Here is a 16,135-nt window from a genome sequence, read left to right on the forward strand (position 1 = left end):
GCCCCTGTCGGCGCTACCTCCGGAACCGGCCTCCGTCGCGTCCGCCCCGGCTGCCGCCGGCCATCGACTGGCTCCCGAGATACCAGGTGAAGTTCAGCATCACGTACTGCGTGAGCGATTCGACCCGACTCTCCTGAATGAAGCCGGGCGAATTCGTGTACGATACGCCCTGATTCTGGCCGAGAATGTCGAACCCCACCAGTCGGATCTCGGCCCGGTCGTTCAGGATGAGGCGCCGGAGCGAGGCTTCCCACAGCGCGACGTTCCGGCCCGGGCCGAACAGGTCCTGGTCGTACAGGCGCCACTGGAACTCCGTGCCCAGCGTCCACGGCCCCATATGAAGATCGGCGATCGCGTACAGCGTGGAGTTGAGGTAATCCTCGTCCAACTCCTGGTTGAGGGAGTAGCTGACGTCGCTGAAGGTGAGCTTGGCGCCGCCGCGGACGTCGTAGTCCTCCTTGGCGCGGTTCTCGAGTTCGATCCCGAACGTGTGCGACAGCGACCGGCTCCGGTTCTCGAGGTCGTTGACGAATTCGTTCGAACTGGAGTAGCGGAGGTCGTAGTTCAGGTCCACCTGACCGCCCATCCAGCGCAGCGGCGTCCCGAAGCTCCCGCCGCCGCTGGCCGACCATGCGCTCCCGAGGTTCACCGGCGAGATCGTCTGAAGCCCGCGCTGCGTCACCGTTCGGGCCTGGGCGATGTCGTTCGTCGTGACGCTGACGTTCGCCCACGTGAACAGGTTGATGAAGCTGAAAGTGTCGAAGAACCGGTATTCCGTCCGCAGGCGGTGCGTGTATTCGGGCTGCAGGTCCGGGTTCCCCACCCGGATCCGCAACGGATCGCGGTTGTCGACGAAGGGCTGGAGGTCCGTCATGCGCGGTTCGCGCGTCGATGTCGAGTACCGGAACTGTAGTGTGCGCCGGTCGTCGACCTGCATCCGGTATTCGGCGTTCGGCAGGACGTGCGTGTACCCGTTGGCGACCTCCTCGTCGCGGTCGAGGATCGTCCCCTCCAGGTTCGAGCCCTGCACGCGCAGCCCAAGCACGAACCGTCCGGCCTCGCTCGTGCGGTTGAAGCGGAACCCCCCGCGCAGGTAGCTGTACGTCCGCTCGAACCCGGATGTGAGGAGGGGATTCGGTGTCCGGCCGTCCGGCCCGATGTCGAACACCGACTGATTCTCATCCTCGGCGGTCGCACTCCGCTCGCCGTAGACCTCGAGCATGGACTCCCAGGGCATCGGCTGGGTCATCGAGAGGCGGACCGAGTGCGTCAGCGTCTGACCGACATTCGTCTGCTCCTGGAGCACGTCGCCGGCCCGGGCGCGCGGGTTTTCCACGTTGCCCTCGATCGACGAAGCGAGGTTCGTCAGGCGGTCGGAATCGCTGAGATTCAACCGGGCTTCCGCGAAGAGGCTTCGCCCGCTGTCGTCGAGTCGCTTGCGCCACGTGAGTCGGGCATCGCCGCCCACGTCGTCGCCGTTCACGTCGTAGTTCGTCGCCGCGGCCGTGAGAAACTGCCCCGTGCCCGAGCGCGTGTCCTGGAAGTCCACGCGGTCGAGGAGGGAGCTGCGCGCGTTCAGGTTCCCGCGCAGCCGCAGTTCGTGGCCTTCGGCGAGCGTGAACTGGGAGTTCAGGTTGACCCTGTGGCTCGAGTTTTCGGTGTCCGTGCGCGTGGCGCGGTCGACGAGGGATGACGCGCTCGTGCCGAGGAGTTGCTCCTGCCGTCGCGTCTCGTTCTGGAAGTTGTCGAGCGTGCTGAGGCGGTAGCTCGTCCGGATCCAGTGGTCGTCGTTCCCGCCGAAGTCGTGGTTGACGTTGAGCCCCAGCATGGCGGTCTCGGTGAGCCCGTCGTCGCCTCCTCCGCCGCGGCCGAAATCCCGTCCGCCGAACGACATCGCATCGCCCCACCCGAACCCGGCCTGGTTCACGTTGTTCGCGCTTCCCACGAGGGCAAGCTGCGTGGTGGGAGAAAAGCGGTTGATCGACAGGGCGCCCGCGTACGGAATCCCGCCGGCCACGGTCCCGGTTTCGCTGCCGGCGGCCCTGGCGACCCTCGCGGCCACGGCCTCGCCGAACCCGGGGGAGACGGATGCGTTCTCAACGTCCGCCCCGAGTCCTCCCGACGTACGGCCGAAGTAGCCCGACCGCGCCTCTTCCTTGAGTTCCAGGTTGATCGTCCGCTCTTCCTCGCCGTCGGCAATGCCCGTGAACTCGGCCATGTCCGATTCCTTGTCGTAGACCTCCACTCGGTCCACGGCCTCGGCGGGCAGGTTCTGGGTCGCCATCGTGGGGTCGCCGCCGAAGAACTCCCTCCCGTCGACGAGCACGTTCTCGACCTCTTCGCCCTGCGCCGTGATCGATCCGTCGGTCTCGACTTCGATCCCCGGAAGCTGGCGGAGGAGGTCCTCCACCGTCGCGTTGGGCCGCGTCCGGAAGGCGAGCGCGTTGTAGCCCAGCGTGTCCCGCCGGTTCAGGAAGGGGACGTGGTCGAGCGTGACGACGAGCGGGTCCACCTCCACCGCCATCACCTCGAGGTTGATCGTGCCGACGTTCACATCTTCGCCGGTGAGGGAGAAGTCCTGCCGCACCGTGCCGTATCCGAGCAGGGTGACCTGCAGGATGTATTCGCCGGGTCCGAGATCTCCGAGGGCGAAGACGCCGTCGCCGCCGGAAGTCGTGAAGCGGGTGAGGACCGAGTCGGGCTTCGCCAGCGCCACGACCATGGCGCCGTTGAGGCCCGCGCCCGCAGTGTCGGCGATCACGCCGCTCACGGTGTATTCGGCCTGGGCCTCTACGGGACCGGGCGAGAAGGTCGAGACCGCCAGTCCAATGGCCAGCAGCGCCATGATCGATCCCGCCCGCGCCGGGAACGCCCGCGCGGGACCCATCGGCCCGGGCCGCCTCATCGGAGCCCCCCTTCGAAGGGACGACGCCGGTTGCCGGCCCCGCGCGTGGCCCGGATTTCCTCGATTTTCTCCGCCACGATGGCTTCGTACTCCTGGCGCGTGACCATCTCCCCGTCCGTCGGCGGGGCGATCTCGACATCGCCCAGACCCTCGAGGTTCACCTCGGTCGCCGAGTAGAGGAGGTGGCCGCCGTCGAGCGAGAGCACGAGGATGAGGCCGGGAAGGCCGCCGTACTGGCCGGGGCCCGCCTGTACCGGAATCTGGGGCGTGAACCAGGCTTCGATCTCCGATCCGTCGTGGACGGCCGTCGCCTGCTGCACCATGAAGCCGAGGAACTCGCGCTGCTCCGTGCCGAGCTTCCACTGATACGTGGGCCGGTCCCCGGAGATCAGGAACGTGCGTCCCATGAACTCGCGCGTCTCCGTAATCGCACCGCTCGCGAAGTCCACGTAGGCCTGGAGCAGGTCCTCCTGGTCGCTGCGCGAAGCGGACGCCATGCGGAGTCGAAGCGCCATGCCGAGCGCGCGGCGGTCCGTCCGGTCCGAGTCGCCGGGGCCGCGTCGGGGCGCCGCTTCCTCCTCGTCCGGATCCGGCGTCATGATGGATCGGGAGCCGTCGAAGAGAAGGACCATCGAGGCGCTGCTCTGCGCCGCGATCCGGTCGCGCAACGCCGCCCAGCGCTCGGGCACCTCGAAGTCGTACTGCACCGAGCGCAGGTAGTGGACATGGCCCGTCTGCGCGCCCAGCGCCGCCGGCGCGAAGCCTCCGAGGGCGCCGGGAAGGGTCGCGAGAAGGAAAAGCTGGAACCGCCGCTGGAATCGTCGTCGTGTACTCATGGAACCCGCCGCTTGTCGTCCGTCATCCGTTAGATGGGACACACGGGGCCGAGGTCACGTTGTAGGGAGCGCCGGGTCGCGAAACGCGAGGGCGCCGGGTCAGGGCGCGTCGATGGCTACGCGTCGCACCTCGCGGCGGAGGACCTGCCTCAGGCGGGCGAACAGGAGGACGGCCACGACGGCGAGTCCGGCGGCCAGACCCCACCACAGGCCGCGCGGGCCCCAGTCGGCACGGAAGGCGAGGAAGTAGCTCACGGGCACGCCGAGCAGCCAGAAGCCGAGGGCGTTGACGAGGAAGGGCGTGAAGGTGTCTCCGGCCCCGCGCAGCACGCCGGCCGCGACGGTCTGGAGGCCATCGGTCACCTGGAAGACGCCCGCGATCGGGATCAGGGATGCGGCGATCCCGATGACCGTGAGATCGTGCGAGTAGAGGCCGGCCCAGAAGCGCGGGAAGGCGAGAAAGGCGCCCGCCGTCGCGAGCATGAAGACGCCGCTGAGCTGGATCCCCGCGGCGGCGGCCCGCCGCGCCCCGTCCATGTCCTCCTGTCCGACCGCGCGTCCCACGCGCACGGCGGAAGCGGCCGCGATCCCGAACGGCACCATGAAGGTGAGCGCGGCGAGGTTCAGTGCGATCTGGTGCCCCGCCATCGCCTCGGTGCCGAGCCAGCCCATCATCACGCCGATCACGGCGAAGGCCCCGAACTCCAGTTGCTGCTGGAAGCCGATCGGCGTGCCGAGCCGCACCATGCGCGCGAGCGCGCGACGATCGAGGGCCTCGCGCCGAAAGCGGCCCAGGTAGGGACGCATCGAGCGCCAAGAGAGCGCCAAAAGCGCCGCCGCCATGCACCAGCGCGCGAGACTCGACCCCCACGCCGAGCCCACGGCCCCCAACTGCGGGACTCCGAGGTTGCCGTAGATCAGCACCCAGTTGAGGAAGGCATTCAGGAGGTTCGCCCCCGCGATGGTCCACACGATCGGGGCCACGCGATGCATCGCCTGGAGGCTTTGTCGGAGTACGACGAACGCGTAGAAGGGGAACATCCCCAGGATCGACCCCAGCGCGTATCCCCCGGCCACCGGCACGACATCCGCGGGCTGCCGGAGGAAGGCGAAGATGCGCGCGGCGGGCAGGAAGAGCAGGGACGTGATCGCCGTCAGAAAGAGGGTCAGAACGAGCGCCCGCTGGATCCCTCTGGCCGCGGCCTCATGGTCTCCGGCCCCCACCCCCTGCGCGACGATGGGATCGAGGGCCATGAGCACGCCCATCCCGAACACCGCGATCTGGAAGAAGTAGATGTTCCCCAGGCCGACCGCCGCGAGGTCGGTCGCCGAGAGGTGGCCGACCATGAGCGTGTCCACGACGCCCATCATCATGATGCCGACCTGGACGGTCACGATCGGGAGGGCCAGGCGCAGCATGCGCGCGAGGTCCGCGCGGCGGGGGGTGAGATTCATCGCGCAATCCTGCGTCCGGCGCGTTCGGAAAGGCAAATCCGTTGCCGCCCCCCGGCGCCGCGGATAGACTCCGCCTCACCGCTCCGAGAGCAGGAAGCGGGCAAGAATCGAGGGGGCAAAATCGAAATCCTGACGTTCGCCGGAGGACCGTTCGTGCAGAACACCCTGCTCGTGGTCTGCGAGGACGGCCGCACCGGACTTCTGATCGATCCGGGCACCGCGACGCCGGAGGCGCTGGCCGAGGCGCGCGCCCGCGACCTCGACATCGCGGCGCTCCTCGTCACGCACGCCCACCTGGATCACATCGACGGCCTCAAGGAGGCGAAGGCGGAGACGGAAGCGCCCATCCATCTCCATCCGCTTGACCGGCCGCTCTACGACAACATCGCGAACCAGGCCCTCGCGTTCGGCGTGCCCTGCGTGGAACCGCCGCCGCCCGATGTCGACCTCGTCCCCGGCACCAACATCGCCTTCGGCGGCTCGGAATTCGAGGTCGTATTCGTGCCCGGCCACGCGCCGGGGCACGTGATGTTCGTCTCGACGTCACACCCGGTGGCGATCGTCGGGGACGTGATCTTCCGCGGGTCGATCGGGCGGACGGATCTTCCGCACGGGAACTACGGCGTGCTCATGGAGTCCATCCGGTCGCAGGTGCTGACGCTACCGCCGGAGACGTGCCTCTACCCCGGTCACGGCCCCGAGACCACCGTGGCGCTGGAGCGCGACACCAACCCCTTCGTCCTCCAACTCCACGGCGGCCGCTGGGTTTAGTCCGGCGTCAGGGGTTCGTGGCTACGGGTTCGAACGCCTTGAGAACCTCCCGCGTCATATCCCAGCGGTCGAAGCCCTGCCGGCCGTAGTCGAGCCCGCGGCGGACGATGACGACGTCGTGCGACGGGACGATGACGACGAACTGGCCGCGGTTGCCGGCGGTGGAGTACGCGTCCTTCGGCACGTCGGTGCGGTCGTCGGGCACGAGCCAGAACTGGCCGCCGTAGAAGTTGCCGGTCTCGGATGTGGCGGGGGCCGGCGTCCGCACGAAGTCGATCCACTCCTCGGAGATCAGGCGCTCGTCCTTCCACATCCCGTTCTGTGCGTAGAGGAGCCCGAAGCGGGCCAGATCCCGCGCCGTCGTGTAGATCTGGCTGCTCATGATGAAGTCGCCGAACCGGTCCGTGCTGAGGAACGTGTCCCGCATCCCGATCTTGTCGAGGAGGCGTTTCCGCGGGAACTCGAGGTAGGCCTGCGGGTCGCCGATCACCTGCTTCATCGCGTACACGCCGAGCAGCGTGTCGTAGTTCTCGTAATCCCAGAACGTCCCGGGTTCCTGCATGAGCGAGCGGTTGCGGGCGCCGTGCACCGAGCTCTCCCCGGCCCAGTAGGAGAAGCCCGACCCGGTCGCGTACTCCATGCCCCAGCTGTCCACCGGATAGAGTCCGCTGGACATGTTGAGCACGTGACGGAGGGTGATCTCCCGCCGGGGATCGTTCTCCGGAGAGCCCGCGTTCTCGGGCAGCCAGTCGAAGGGCAGGGGCTCGTCGAGCGCCAGCTTCCCCTCGTCGACGAGCATGCCGATCAGAGTCGAGGCGATGCTCTTCGCCGTCGACCAGGTGCGGGTCTTCGTGAACATGTCGATGCCGGGAGCGTAACGTTCGTGGATGATCTCACCGTCGTAGAGGACGATGAGACTGAGCGTCACCTGCTCCGGGGATTCGCGGTCGAAGGTCCAGTCGGACGCGGCTTCGAGGGCCACCGGATCGACGCCGCGCGGGAGTGGGCGGCTCATGACGAGGTCGCCGTCCGGCCACGCCGCCCCGGCCGGATCGCCGGCCGGCGCGGGCATCGCCAGGATCGGCAGATCGTCGAGGTCGTCGAAGGTCTGGTCCGGCGACATGATCACGCACCCGATCCCTTCGCGGAACGCCGCTCTCATGGTCGGGGTCGCGCCGGGCTCGCCGATGGCGACCGTCTTCCTCTCCCAGTCGACGACGTAGTCTCCGCCGTCGGCCGTTCCGACGGGGTCCTGCAGGTAGGCGAGCTCCTGCTCGTAGACCTGCTCCAGCGTCCGGTCTCCCGTGAACAGGCCGTTGCACTGGAGGATGGCCTGGACGCCGCGCTGGATCATTTCCCGCTGCGGAGCGAAGTAATCGTAGGACCGCTCCTGCTGGGCAGCGGCGGCTGCCGGTGCGAGGAGGGCGAGCGCGATGGCCGCGAACGTGAGGCGTTTCATGGCTTCCCCCGGAGTCCGGACGACAGGTTTCTGGAACCCTGTCAACATGCGGGACGCACGCGCTTCCGGCCACGGGTGCGAAGGTCGCGCCCGTGGCCGGGCGGGAATATCGTGTCTCCGTGATCGACCAGATTCTCTACGGCTCAATTGCGCTCATCGCGCTCACGAACCCGCTCGCCGAGCTGCCCTTCTTCTTCGCGGCCACGGACGGGTCCTCGCGTGCGGAACTGCGCCGCGCGGCGGTGAAGGTCGCCGTCGGGGTTCTCATCGTGCTTACCGTCGCCGCGGTCGCCGGGGCGCGCATCCTGAACCTCTTCGACGTGAGCTTCGCCGCGTTCCGGACGGCGGGCGGCCTCGTCGTCATCCTCGCCGCGCTCGAGATGCTCCGCGGCGCCGGGTTCGGGATCACGGGCGTGCGCCGGGATCCCGGCGAGACCGAGGACCACCTCTGGGTCCCGCTCGTCATGCCGCTGATTGCGGGACCGGCGTCGATCACGGCCGCGATCACGCTGGCGCTCGATGAGGCCGGCGCGTTGATCGGAATTCCCGTCGCCACGCTCATTGCGGTGTTCGTCGCGTCCGTGGGCGTGCTCGCGGTGCTGTTGGCGGCCAGCTTCCTCTCCCACGCGCTGAGCCGCCGGGCGGTCCGGATCTTCGAGCGCTTCTCGGGCCTGATCCTGCTCGCCATCGGCTGCCAGATGTGCCTCAGCGGCGTTCGGGAGTTCTTCGCCGCCTGAAGGAGTCGGCCGCCGGAGTCGGCGTCCGCGCCGGCTACCGGACCACGTCGACGGTGACGTTCTCGCCGAAGTGCGTGCCGATGTCCGAGAGGAACAGCGACGCGGTGGCGTGATGCCCCATGAGATAGCGGCTCACGAAGCGGAAGACCGGGCTGTAGACCTCGCCCTCCTCGGTGATCGTGACAGTCGCCCCCGCGGCGGCGGGTTCGATCTCGAAGATCCAGCGGCCGCCGAAGGGCATGCCTTCCGAGAGGATCGTCGTCACGAGCCGGGTCGGGGGTTCGCTCTCCGTCAACTCCATGGGGAGCGGTCCGGTGGCCCCGAGTTCCACCCAGGCCGGCTTCCCGTCCCGCGCCGGCAGCTCCTCGATTCCTTCCACGGACGGACGCCACTCCGGGTACGCGCGATAGTCCGCGACGGTCGCGAAGATCTCCTCGGGTGAGGCGGAGAACTCGGCGCGCACCGCCGCCACGTGATCCTCGGGCAAGGCACTCCCGACGCCGTAGACGACCCCGACCAGGCCCGCGATGACGATGAGCATGCCGATAATGATGCGCTTCAAGGTGCGATTCATGGGTGCGTTCCCCGTATGGAGGGATGGTCGTCGCGCAGAATTGGCAGCGTGAGGCAGGTCGGTCCGCCCTCGCACGCGATGCAGAGCGCGTCCCCGTCGAAGCACGTGATGTCACAGCCCGCGTCTCTCATCAGCCGGACGGTCTCCGGGAATCCGTCGAGGGCGATGCAGCGGCGCGGAGCCGTCGCGAGGACGTTGAGGTTCAGGCCGCCGGAGGCCCGGAACTCCTCGTCTCCCGCCTCAAGAAGCTGGATCCCGCGCTCCCGCATCAACTGGTGGAGGGCGACCGGAAAGAGCCGGGGGTAGATGAGTGCCAGGTCCCGGTCCAGCGGGCTTACCAGCGAGAGGAGGTGAAGACAGGCGGCGCTGCCGTTCCACATCGGGAGATCGAAAGCCCGGACTTCGATTCCGAGCGGGGCTACAATGGCCTGAAGCTGGTCGATGCCCGCCTGGTTGGTGCGGAAGCCGCGTCCTGCCGCGAGCGTACTCTCGTCCACCCACATCAGATCCCCGCCTTCCGCGAGCCCCGGGGCCTCGATGGCGCCTATGACCGGCACGCCGAGACGCCGGTAGAGCCCCTCGTGGCTCGCCACTTCGGGCTGCCGCAGTTCCTTGCCGGGCCGCAGGAGGATCGCGCCGCCGGGCGTCATGAAGGAGGGGTCGAACGGGAACATCGCGTCGGCGAGCCCGTCGTCGGCCGGGCCGCCGATCCACTCGATCTCGGCCCCTGAGGCCGCGACGCGCTCGGTGAACGCATCGTACTGGCGGAGCAGCCGGTCGGGCTCGATCGGCCCCGCGTAGTGCCAGCGCCCCGGATCCGCCTCCAGCGTCGCCCGGCCCGGCCGGCGCATCGCCACGCGCCGAAGCGGCGCCGCCATGCCGGAGACGCCGAACTTCACCTCGGTTTGCAGCCGCCCGTTCATCTGGCTGAAGCTACGTGGGCACCCGTACCTTCGCTGGCCGCCGCGGCGCAGGGATCGTCGGTCCCGGCGCGCCGGCCCATACCGCAGCAAGAGGGTTCCCGAGCTTGAACCGAGATCGATTTCACGGTGCCTCGACGTTCTCCGCCTACCTGGAGACGGTCGAGAAGAACCGCGAGTTCTGGCACGCGCTGGCGCGCCGCGCGGCGGTGGACGAGAAGACCCGGCAACGCGCCCGCGCCATCCCCGGCCGGTGGAACGTCATCGCGCTCACCGAGGACTGGTGCGGAGACGCGATCAACACCCTCCCCGTGTTCGATCGCCTCGCGGAGGTCGCCGCGAACATCGAACTGCGCGTCCTCCTTCGGGACGAGAACCCGGACCTGATGGACGCCCATCTGACGAACGGCACGAGCCGGTCCATTCCGGTCCTCATCATCTACGACGAGGCGTTCCGCGAGCGTGGGTGGTGGGGTCCCCGGCCGGCCCCGATCCAGGAGTGGGTGCTGACGGAGGGGATGAAGCTGGACCCGGAGGACCGGTATCGTGAGGTTCGCCGTTACTACGCGCGGGACAAGGGCCGCACCGCGCTGGACGAATTCCTCCGGATTCTCGAGCGCGCGGCCGCCGGCGACTGAGCGGGAATCAGCCGCCACCGACCGGCCCATCCGCCTCGCCTCTTCCGCCGCCCACGGCCCGCATCACGACAAACACCGGGACGCCCGCCACCAGGAGGAGGAAACCCCAGAACACGATTTCGGGGCCCGCCCCCGCGATGGCCCAGAAGGAAAACCCGAAGGCGAGGACGGCCACGACCAGCCGCCCCACGGAAGGTGCCGAGCCGGGGGGCTGCGCCGCCCCCGAGGCGCCCCTCGCGGCGACGCGCTCGCGCACGGCGAAGAGCAGTCCCGTCGTGCTCGCGAACACATAGGCGAGCAGCGTCGCGAGCGTGGAGAGCAGGATGAGGAACGTAAAGGCCTGGACGAGGCCGCGGGTGTAGTTCATCGCGATGAGGATCGTCGCGACGCCCGCCGCGAAGATGAGCCCGAAGGACGGCGTGCCGCGCGGACTGAGCCGCGCAAAGGCGGCGGGAAGGAGGCCATCCTGCGCAGCGGCCCGCGGGAGCTGCCCGGAGAGCAGGATCCAGCCGTTGAGCGCGCCGAAACAGGCGATCGTGGCGCCCGCGCCAATCACGAGCCGGCCGGCATTCCCCCAGATCGATCCGGCCGCGTCCGCGAAGGGCGCGGTGGAAACGGCGAGATCCGCCGGTGCGATGATCCCCATCACGGCGGACGTGCTGATGATGAAGATCAATGCCGCGATCACGGTGCCGAGGATCGTGGCCCGCGGGATCGTGCGCGCCGGGTCACGAACGTCGGCGGCGGGGACGGTCGCGGCCTCGAGTCCCATGAAGGCCCACAGCGTAAGCGTCACGGTCGCCGTGACGGCAGCGACGGGACTGCCCCCCGCGGGATTGAACGGCCGAAAATGCTCGGGCTGGAAGTAGAGGAAGCCGATCGTGCCGATCGCCGCCAGCGGCAGGAGCTTGAGCACGGTTGTCACGAGTTGCACGTGTCCCGCCGCGCGCACGCCCCACGCGTTCACGAACGTCAGACCCCAGAGGGCGACGAGGGATGCAATGCCGCCGGCGATGGGAGAAGCGCCCAGCATGGGCCAGAAGACGGTGGCATAGCTCACGGTCGCCACCGCGAGCGCCGCATTGGCCGTGAGCAGCGAGATCCAGTAGGACCACGCGACCCAGAATCCGATGAAGTCGCCGAAGCCCTCGCGTGCGAAGGCATACGGGCCGCCGACCTTCGGAATCAACGCGCCCAGTCGCGCCATCACGAGCGCCAGGCACATGGCTCCGCCCGCGCTCACCAGCCAGCCGAGGATGCTGATCCCCCCGTAGGGAGAGAGCGAGGCGGGCAGCAGAAAGACGCCCGAGCCCACCATGCTCCCGACGACGAGGGCCGTGCACATCCACAACCCCAGGGCGGGTCTGGGCGTCATCCGCCGCTCCTGGCGGTAGCCGGCCGCTGCTGCTAGCGGTTGCCCCGATAGCTGCGGACGGGCGGCAGCCGGGCGCCGGTTCCGCCGGGCGGCTCCGTCTCGGCCACCACCTCGAGGGTCAGCGTGCCGATGCCGTCGATCGCAGCGCTGACGACCTCGCCGGGCTGCAGGAATCGCGTCTCGCCGCGAACCGCGGTGCCCATGCCGACCCCGCCCGAGGTGCCGTTGTTGACCACATCCCCGGGGAACAGCGTCGCGACCGAGGACCCATACTCGATCAGTTCCCACAGGGTGTGGATCATGTCTCCGGCGGTCGCCTCCTGCATGCGCTCCTCGCCGACGTCCAGCGTCTGGCGCAGCTTCTCCATCGGGTCGCCGTAGAACTCCTTGGGGACGATCCAGGGGCCCATGGGCGCGAACGTGTCGTGCCCCTTCCCGACGAACCAGTCGGAGGTCATGGGGTTGCCGCCGGGCGGCCGCCCTCCGCGGTCGGAGACGTCGATCGTCACCGTGTACCCGAACACATGGTCCTGGGCGTCGCGGGCGTCGACGTACTTGGCGCTGCGCCCGATCACGGCGCCGAGTTCCACCTCCCAGTCCGTGCGGTCCCGGCCGAAGGGGATCACGATCTGGTCGTCAGCGCCGATCACCGCGCCGCGCGTCGGCTTGAGGAAGAGATAGGGCACGCCGCGGTTCTCACGCCGCTGCCGGCGGGCTTCGCGCCGCTCCTCCTCGGTGCCCGCCTCGTTGACGTGGCTGTAGAAGTTGACCGCCGCGTTCAGGATCTTTCCGGGGTACATGATGGGCGGGAGGACCCGCACGTCCTCGAGGTCATGGACGAAGTCGGCTCTGCCACGCCCCGACAGCCCGCCCCGGGCCACGAGGTCGTTGACGATCTCGTACAGTCGGAGTCGTATCCCGTACTCGTAGCGGCCGATGAGGTCGATCATGTCGGCCGGCGGCGGGACGGGTGGATAGGCGGGGTTTCGCTCGAGGTCCCGGTTCGCCTCCTCGATGTCGACGATGAGCGCGTCCCGCAGCACGAGGGCGACGCGCGGAACGCCGTCGATCTCGAATGTCCCTACCTTGAAGGGCTCCGCGATCTCGATCTCCGGCCCTCCCTGGGCCGACAGCGGAATGGAGAAAGCCAGGGCCGCGGCCGCGAGGAGCGCCCTCATGAGCCTGGATCCCGCCTGTAGGTGCTCACGGGCGGCAGCCGGACGCCCATCTCGCCGAGAGGCTCGGGCCCCTCCACCACCGGAAGTTCGATCGTGCCGATCCCGTCGATCGTGGCCGTGACGACGTCGCCCGGCTGCAGGAATCGCGCCTCGCCCATGCCGACGCCGCCGGAGGTGCCGAGGTTGATCACATCGCCGGGGAACAGCGTCAGGATCGACGAAGCGTATTCGATCAACTCCCACAGCGAGTGGATCATGTCGCCCGCCGTCGCCTCCTGCATGCGTTCGCCGCCGACATCCAGCGTCTGGCGCAGCTGCTCCATCGGGTCCCCGTAGAACTCCTTGGGGACGATCCAGGGGCCCATGGGCGCGAACGTGTCGTGCCCCTTCTCGACCAGCCAGTCCGAAGTCGTGGGGTTGCCGCCCGGAGGACGCCCGCCGCGGTCGGACACGTCGATCGTCACCGTGTACCCGAATACGGTCGCCTGGGCATCTTCGGAGGCGACGTACTTTGCCGCCCGCCCCATGACGACGCCCAGCTCCACCTCCCAGTCGGTCTGGCTCCGGCCGTGCGGAATCACGATCCGCTCGCTGGTCCCGACCACGGCGCCGCGCGACGGCTTGAGGTAGAGGTAGGGCACGCCCCGGTTCTCGCGGCGCTGGCGGACCGCTTCCTCTCTGTCGCCTTCGGCCGCATCCGCGGCAACGCGGCTGTAGAAGTTGCTCGCCGCGTTCAGGATCTTGCCCGGATACATGATGGGCGGGAGGACCCGGACGTCATCGACATCATAGACATAGTCCGCGCGAGTGGGGCCGGAGAGCCGCTGATAGGCCACCGTCTCGTTGACGATCTCGTACAGGCGCCGCTGGAGGCCGTACTCGTAGCGGCCGATGAGGTCGAGCATTTCCGTCGGGGCCGGCACTCTCGGATAGGCGCGGTTCCGCTCGAGGACTTCGTTGGCGAGTTCGATGTCGACGATGAAGGCGTCACGCAGCACGAGCCCGACGCGCGGCACGTCTCTGATCGCGAACGTCCCCACCTTGAACGGTTCCACGAGGACGATGCCCGCGACATCCTGGGCGGCAAGAGAGACTGCGGAGAAGAGGACCGCGATCACTCCGAGCGGAAGGGCCCGTCCGGTCGAAGTTCGTTTGAGCAGTGCTGTTCTCATGGGTCTTTCCTCTCGGTTGGGGACGGGGGGTTCAAGGCACCAGCCCGTCCAGTTCTTCGATCGTGGCCATTGAGGGATCGCGTTCGGCCTGGAGCCGGCGCGCGGTCGCTTCGGTGGCGCGCATGACGCGAAGCAGGTTGTCGGCCGCGAGGGCCCGAAGTTCGGATTCGGTCCACCCGCGGCGCGAGAGTTCAGCGAACAGGGCGGGGTACGTCGACACGTCCTCCAGCCCGACGGGGCCCCGGTCGATGCCGTCGAAGTCGCCCCCGATCGCGACGTGGTCGATGCCCGCCACGTCGCGGATGTGCTCGATATGCGCCACGACGTCGGCCATCGTGGCGCGCGGGCGCCCCTCCGATGGGCCGAAGTAGTTGGCGACCTCCTGGTTCACAAAGGATTCGACGAACGTGACCATGACCACGCCGCCGTTCTCCGGCAGCCGGCGCAACACATCGTCCGGCACGTTGCGCGGGTGGTCCGTCACGGCCCTGGCGGAGGAGTGCGAGAAGATGACCGGCGCCTCGGTTACGTCGAGCGCATCGTGCATGCTTCCCGGCGACACGTGCGAGATGTCGACCAGCATGCCCAGCCAGTTCATCTCGCGCACGACTTCCTCGCCGAAGGCGGAGAGTCCTCCGAGTTCGGGCAGTTCGCAGCAGGAGTCGGCCCAGGGGAGGTTCGCGCTGTGCGTGAGCGTCATATAGCGGACGCCGAGCGCGTAGAACGCCCGCAGGGCGCCGAGCGAGTTCTCGATCGCGTGGCCTCCCTCCATGCCGAGCATCGAGGCGACCTTGCCGCGGTGGAACTGGTCCATCACATCCGCGGAGGTGAGTGCGAGCCCCAGGTCCTCGCGGTGATCGGAGATGATCTGGAGCGCGATGTCGATCTGCTCCAGTTGCATGCGCGCGCCGCCGCCGTCCTCCATGACCGAGGCGGGGACGTAGACGGACCAGAACTGGGCCCCGACGCCGCCGGCCCGAAGGCGGGCGAGATCGGTGTGTCCCGGCGTGGGGCGGGAGATGTCGTAGGCCCGGACGTCGCGCGGTGCGTCCGCGTTCCGGATCGCCCAGGGGAGATCGTTGTGTCCATCGAACAGGGGCACGCTCGACAACACGCGTTTGGCGATCTCGAAGTGTTCGTCCTGCGCGCGCGCATTCGCGGCCGCGAGTCCCAGAACGAGCGTGGACAGAACCGCCATCGCCGGCGTCCGGGTGATAATTCGCATCATATTGCACCGACTCCCGTCGACAAACGCAGTAGCCTAATGACCACAATGGATTCTCGCTTGGCGGACGGCGCGCCGCCAGCCATGCCGCGTCCCGGGCGGCGTCCCGGCGAGAGGCAGGTGCGGACGCCCTTCCCGCACGGGTATCTTCCCGCATGCTGATCAACTGCGACATGGGAGAGAGCTACGGGCCCTGGGAGAAGGGGGCCGACGAAGTGGTGATGCCGCTGATCGACCAGGCCAACATCGCCTGCGGCGGCCATGCCGGAGATCCCGACACGATGGCTCGGACGCTCGAGCTGGCGGCCGAGCACGGCGTGCAGGCGGGGGCGCACCCGGGCTACCCCGACCGGCGGAACTTCGGGCGCCTGCGGCTGGACTGGCCGCTCGACTCGCTGGTGCTCGAGATCCAGGCGCAGATCGGGGCGTTGCGGGGCGTCGCGTCGGCGCTGGGCGTCCGGTTGCGCCACGTGAAGCCCCACGGAGCGCTGTACCTCGCCATGATGAAGGACGACCGGCTTCTCACGCGGCTGGCGGAAGGCGTGGCCGCCCTGGATCCGTCGCTCGCGTTCGTCCTGCAGGCGACGCCGGAGCGCGAGCGGCACGCGACGATGCTGGAGCACACCGGGCTGGCGCTCGAATTCGAGGCCTTCGCGGATCGTGCCTACGCGGCGGATGGGCGCCTCCAGGCGCGCGGGATCGACGGGGCCGTCCTCTCCGATGCGGACGCCGTGGCCGACCACGTGGCGAATCTCCTCGACGGATTCGTGGAGACGCCCGAGGGTCCTCTGCCCGTGGCGGCCGAGACACTCTGCGTTCACGGCGACAACCCCTCCGCCACAGCGGTGATCCGCCGCATCCGCGAACTCGTGCCGCGGAAGAAGTAGATC

The 16,135-nt window shown here is 68.7% G+C and carries 14 protein-coding genes; 4 read left to right on the plus strand and 10 right to left on the minus strand.

The genetic code is table 11. The annotated features are described in order from the left end of the window. Positions 1 to 13: 13 nt before the first annotated feature. The 3 genes from RN901_RS02765 to RN901_RS02775 form a co-directional block, all read right to left on the minus strand. Entirely contained in the window at positions 14 to 2,905 is a 2,892-nt protein-coding gene (locus RN901_RS02765; protein ID WP_310755681.1) for an outer membrane beta-barrel protein, read from the minus strand. Further along, positions 2,902 to 3,741: a GLPGLI family protein gene (locus RN901_RS02770; protein ID WP_310755683.1), complete on the minus strand. Its 840-nt coding sequence runs from the start codon at positions 3,739 to 3,741 to the stop codon at positions 2,902 to 2,904. Before RN901_RS02770 ends, RN901_RS02765 begins: the two co-directional genes overlap by 4 nt. A gap of 99 nt (positions 3,742 to 3,840) precedes the next feature. Then, positions 3,841 to 5,196 carry an MATE family efflux transporter gene (locus RN901_RS02775; protein ID WP_310755685.1) on the minus strand — a complete coding sequence of 452 codons (1,356 nt, stop codon included), beginning with the start codon at positions 5,194 to 5,196 and terminating at the stop codon, positions 3,841 to 3,843. Between the two features lie 153 nt (positions 5,197 to 5,349). Between RN901_RS02775 and RN901_RS02780 the strand changes: the two genes are divergently transcribed. Further along, on the plus strand, positions 5,350 to 5,967 hold the full coding sequence (locus RN901_RS02780; RefSeq protein ID WP_310755686.1) for an MBL fold metallo-hydrolase: 618 nt from the start codon (positions 5,350 to 5,352) through the stop codon (positions 5,965 to 5,967). Positions 5,968 to 5,974: 7 nt separating this feature from the next. On the opposite strand, the gene RN901_RS02785 is transcribed toward RN901_RS02780, so the two are convergent. Then, positions 5,975 to 7,426 (minus strand): serine hydrolase, encoded by a 1,452-nt coding sequence (locus RN901_RS02785; protein WP_310755688.1) that lies wholly within the window; start codon positions 7,424 to 7,426, stop codon positions 5,975 to 5,977. Between the two features lie 119 nt (positions 7,427 to 7,545). On the opposite strand from RN901_RS02785, the gene RN901_RS02790 reads away from it, so the two are divergent. Then, positions 7,546 to 8,163: a MarC family protein gene (locus tag RN901_RS02790; RefSeq protein WP_310755691.1), complete on the plus strand. Its 618-nt coding sequence runs from the start codon at positions 7,546 to 7,548 to the stop codon at positions 8,161 to 8,163. Positions 8,164 to 8,197: 34 nt separating this feature from the next. Here RN901_RS02790 and RN901_RS02795 read toward each other — a convergent pair whose 3' ends face one another. Both RN901_RS02795 and RN901_RS02800 read right to left on the minus strand, forming a co-directional pair. Beyond that, complete coding sequence (locus RN901_RS02795) at positions 8,198 to 8,737, minus strand: SRPBCC family protein (RefSeq protein WP_310755693.1); 540 nt, start codon at positions 8,735 to 8,737, stop codon at positions 8,198 to 8,200. Continuing rightward, positions 8,734 to 9,660: an arginine deiminase family protein gene (locus RN901_RS02800; protein ID WP_310755695.1), complete on the minus strand. Its 927-nt coding sequence runs from the start codon at positions 9,658 to 9,660 to the stop codon at positions 8,734 to 8,736. Before RN901_RS02800 ends, RN901_RS02795 begins: the two co-directional genes overlap by 4 nt. A gap of 104 nt (positions 9,661 to 9,764) precedes the next feature. Here RN901_RS02800 and RN901_RS02805 point away from each other — a divergent pair, with 104 nt between their 5' ends. Then, positions 9,765 to 10,295 carry a thioredoxin family protein gene (locus RN901_RS02805; protein WP_310755697.1) on the plus strand — a complete coding sequence of 177 codons (531 nt, stop codon included), beginning with the start codon at positions 9,765 to 9,767 and terminating at the stop codon, positions 10,293 to 10,295. A 7-nt stretch (positions 10,296 to 10,302) separates the two neighbouring features. On the opposite strand, the gene RN901_RS02810 is transcribed toward RN901_RS02805, so the two are convergent. Genes RN901_RS02810 through RN901_RS02825 form a run of 4 tightly spaced genes read right to left on the minus strand, consistent with a single transcriptional unit; the run spans position 10,303 to position 15,218 of the window. Then, complete coding sequence (locus RN901_RS02810; protein WP_310755698.1) at positions 10,303 to 11,670, minus strand: amino acid permease; 1,368 nt, start codon at positions 11,668 to 11,670, stop codon at positions 10,303 to 10,305. A gap of 32 nt (positions 11,671 to 11,702) precedes the next feature. Next, on the minus strand, positions 11,703 to 12,848 hold the full coding sequence (locus tag RN901_RS02815) for a fumarylacetoacetate hydrolase family protein (RefSeq protein WP_310755700.1): 1,146 nt from the start codon (positions 12,846 to 12,848) through the stop codon (positions 11,703 to 11,705). Beyond that, positions 12,845 to 14,020, minus strand: coding sequence for a fumarylacetoacetate hydrolase family protein (locus RN901_RS02820; protein WP_310755702.1), 1,176 nt, complete (start codon positions 14,018 to 14,020; stop codon positions 12,845 to 12,847). Before RN901_RS02820 ends, RN901_RS02815 begins: the two co-directional genes overlap by 4 nt. Positions 14,021 to 14,051: 31 nt before the next feature. Further along, the gene (locus RN901_RS02825) at positions 14,052 to 15,218 is read right to left on the minus strand and encodes a dipeptidase (RefSeq protein WP_310755704.1); all 1,167 of its coding nucleotides are present in this window, start codon (positions 15,216 to 15,218) and stop codon (positions 14,052 to 14,054) included. Between the two features lie 182 nt (positions 15,219 to 15,400). Here RN901_RS02825 and RN901_RS02830 point away from each other — a divergent pair, with 182 nt between their 5' ends. Further along, a complete protein-coding gene (locus tag RN901_RS02830) occupies positions 15,401 to 16,132 on the plus strand; it encodes a 5-oxoprolinase subunit PxpA (RefSeq protein ID WP_310755706.1) in 732 nt (243 codons plus the stop codon). Positions 16,133 to 16,135: the final 3 nt, after the last annotated feature.

Source organism: Candidatus Palauibacter soopunensis, from assembly GCF_947581735.1.
In the GTDB taxonomy this organism is placed as follows: Bacteria; Gemmatimonadota; Gemmatimonadetes; order Palauibacterales; family Palauibacteraceae; genus Palauibacter; species Palauibacter soopunensis.

Coding starts and splice junctions, on each gene's coding strand:
- RN901_RS02765 (WP_310755681.1), bottom strand. CDS start 2,905: ATGAGGCGGCCCGGGCCGATGGGTCCCGCGCGGGCGTTCCCGGCGCGG.
- RN901_RS02770 (WP_310755683.1), bottom strand. CDS start 3,741: ATGAGTACACGACGACGATTCCAGCGGCGGTTCCAGCTTTTCCTTCTC.
- RN901_RS02775 (WP_310755685.1), bottom strand. CDS start 5,196: ATGAATCTCACCCCCCGCCGCGCGGACCTCGCGCGCATGCTGCGCCTG.
- RN901_RS02785 (WP_310755688.1), bottom strand. CDS start 7,426: ATGAAACGCCTCACGTTCGCGGCCATCGCGCTCGCCCTCCTCGCACCG.
- RN901_RS02795 (WP_310755693.1), bottom strand. CDS start 8,737: ATGAATCGCACCTTGAAGCGCATCATTATCGGCATGCTCATCGTCATC.
- RN901_RS02800 (WP_310755695.1), bottom strand. CDS start 9,660: ATGAACGGGCGGCTGCAAACCGAGGTGAAGTTCGGCGTCTCCGGCATG.
- RN901_RS02810 (WP_310755698.1), bottom strand. CDS start 11,670: ATGACGCCCAGACCCGCCCTGGGGTTGTGGATGTGCACGGCCCTCGTC.
- RN901_RS02815 (WP_310755700.1), bottom strand. CDS start 12,848: ATGAGGGCGCTCCTCGCGGCCGCGGCCCTGGCTTTCTCCATTCCGCTG.
- RN901_RS02820 (WP_310755702.1), bottom strand. CDS start 14,020: ATGAGAACAGCACTGCTCAAACGAACTTCGACCGGACGGGCCCTTCCG.
- RN901_RS02825 (WP_310755704.1), bottom strand. CDS start 15,218: ATGGCGGTTCTGTCCACGCTCGTTCTGGGACTCGCGGCCGCGAATGCG.
- RN901_RS02830 (WP_310755706.1), top strand. CDS start 15,401: ATGCTGATCAACTGCGACATGGGAGAGAGCTACGGGCCCTGGGAGAAG.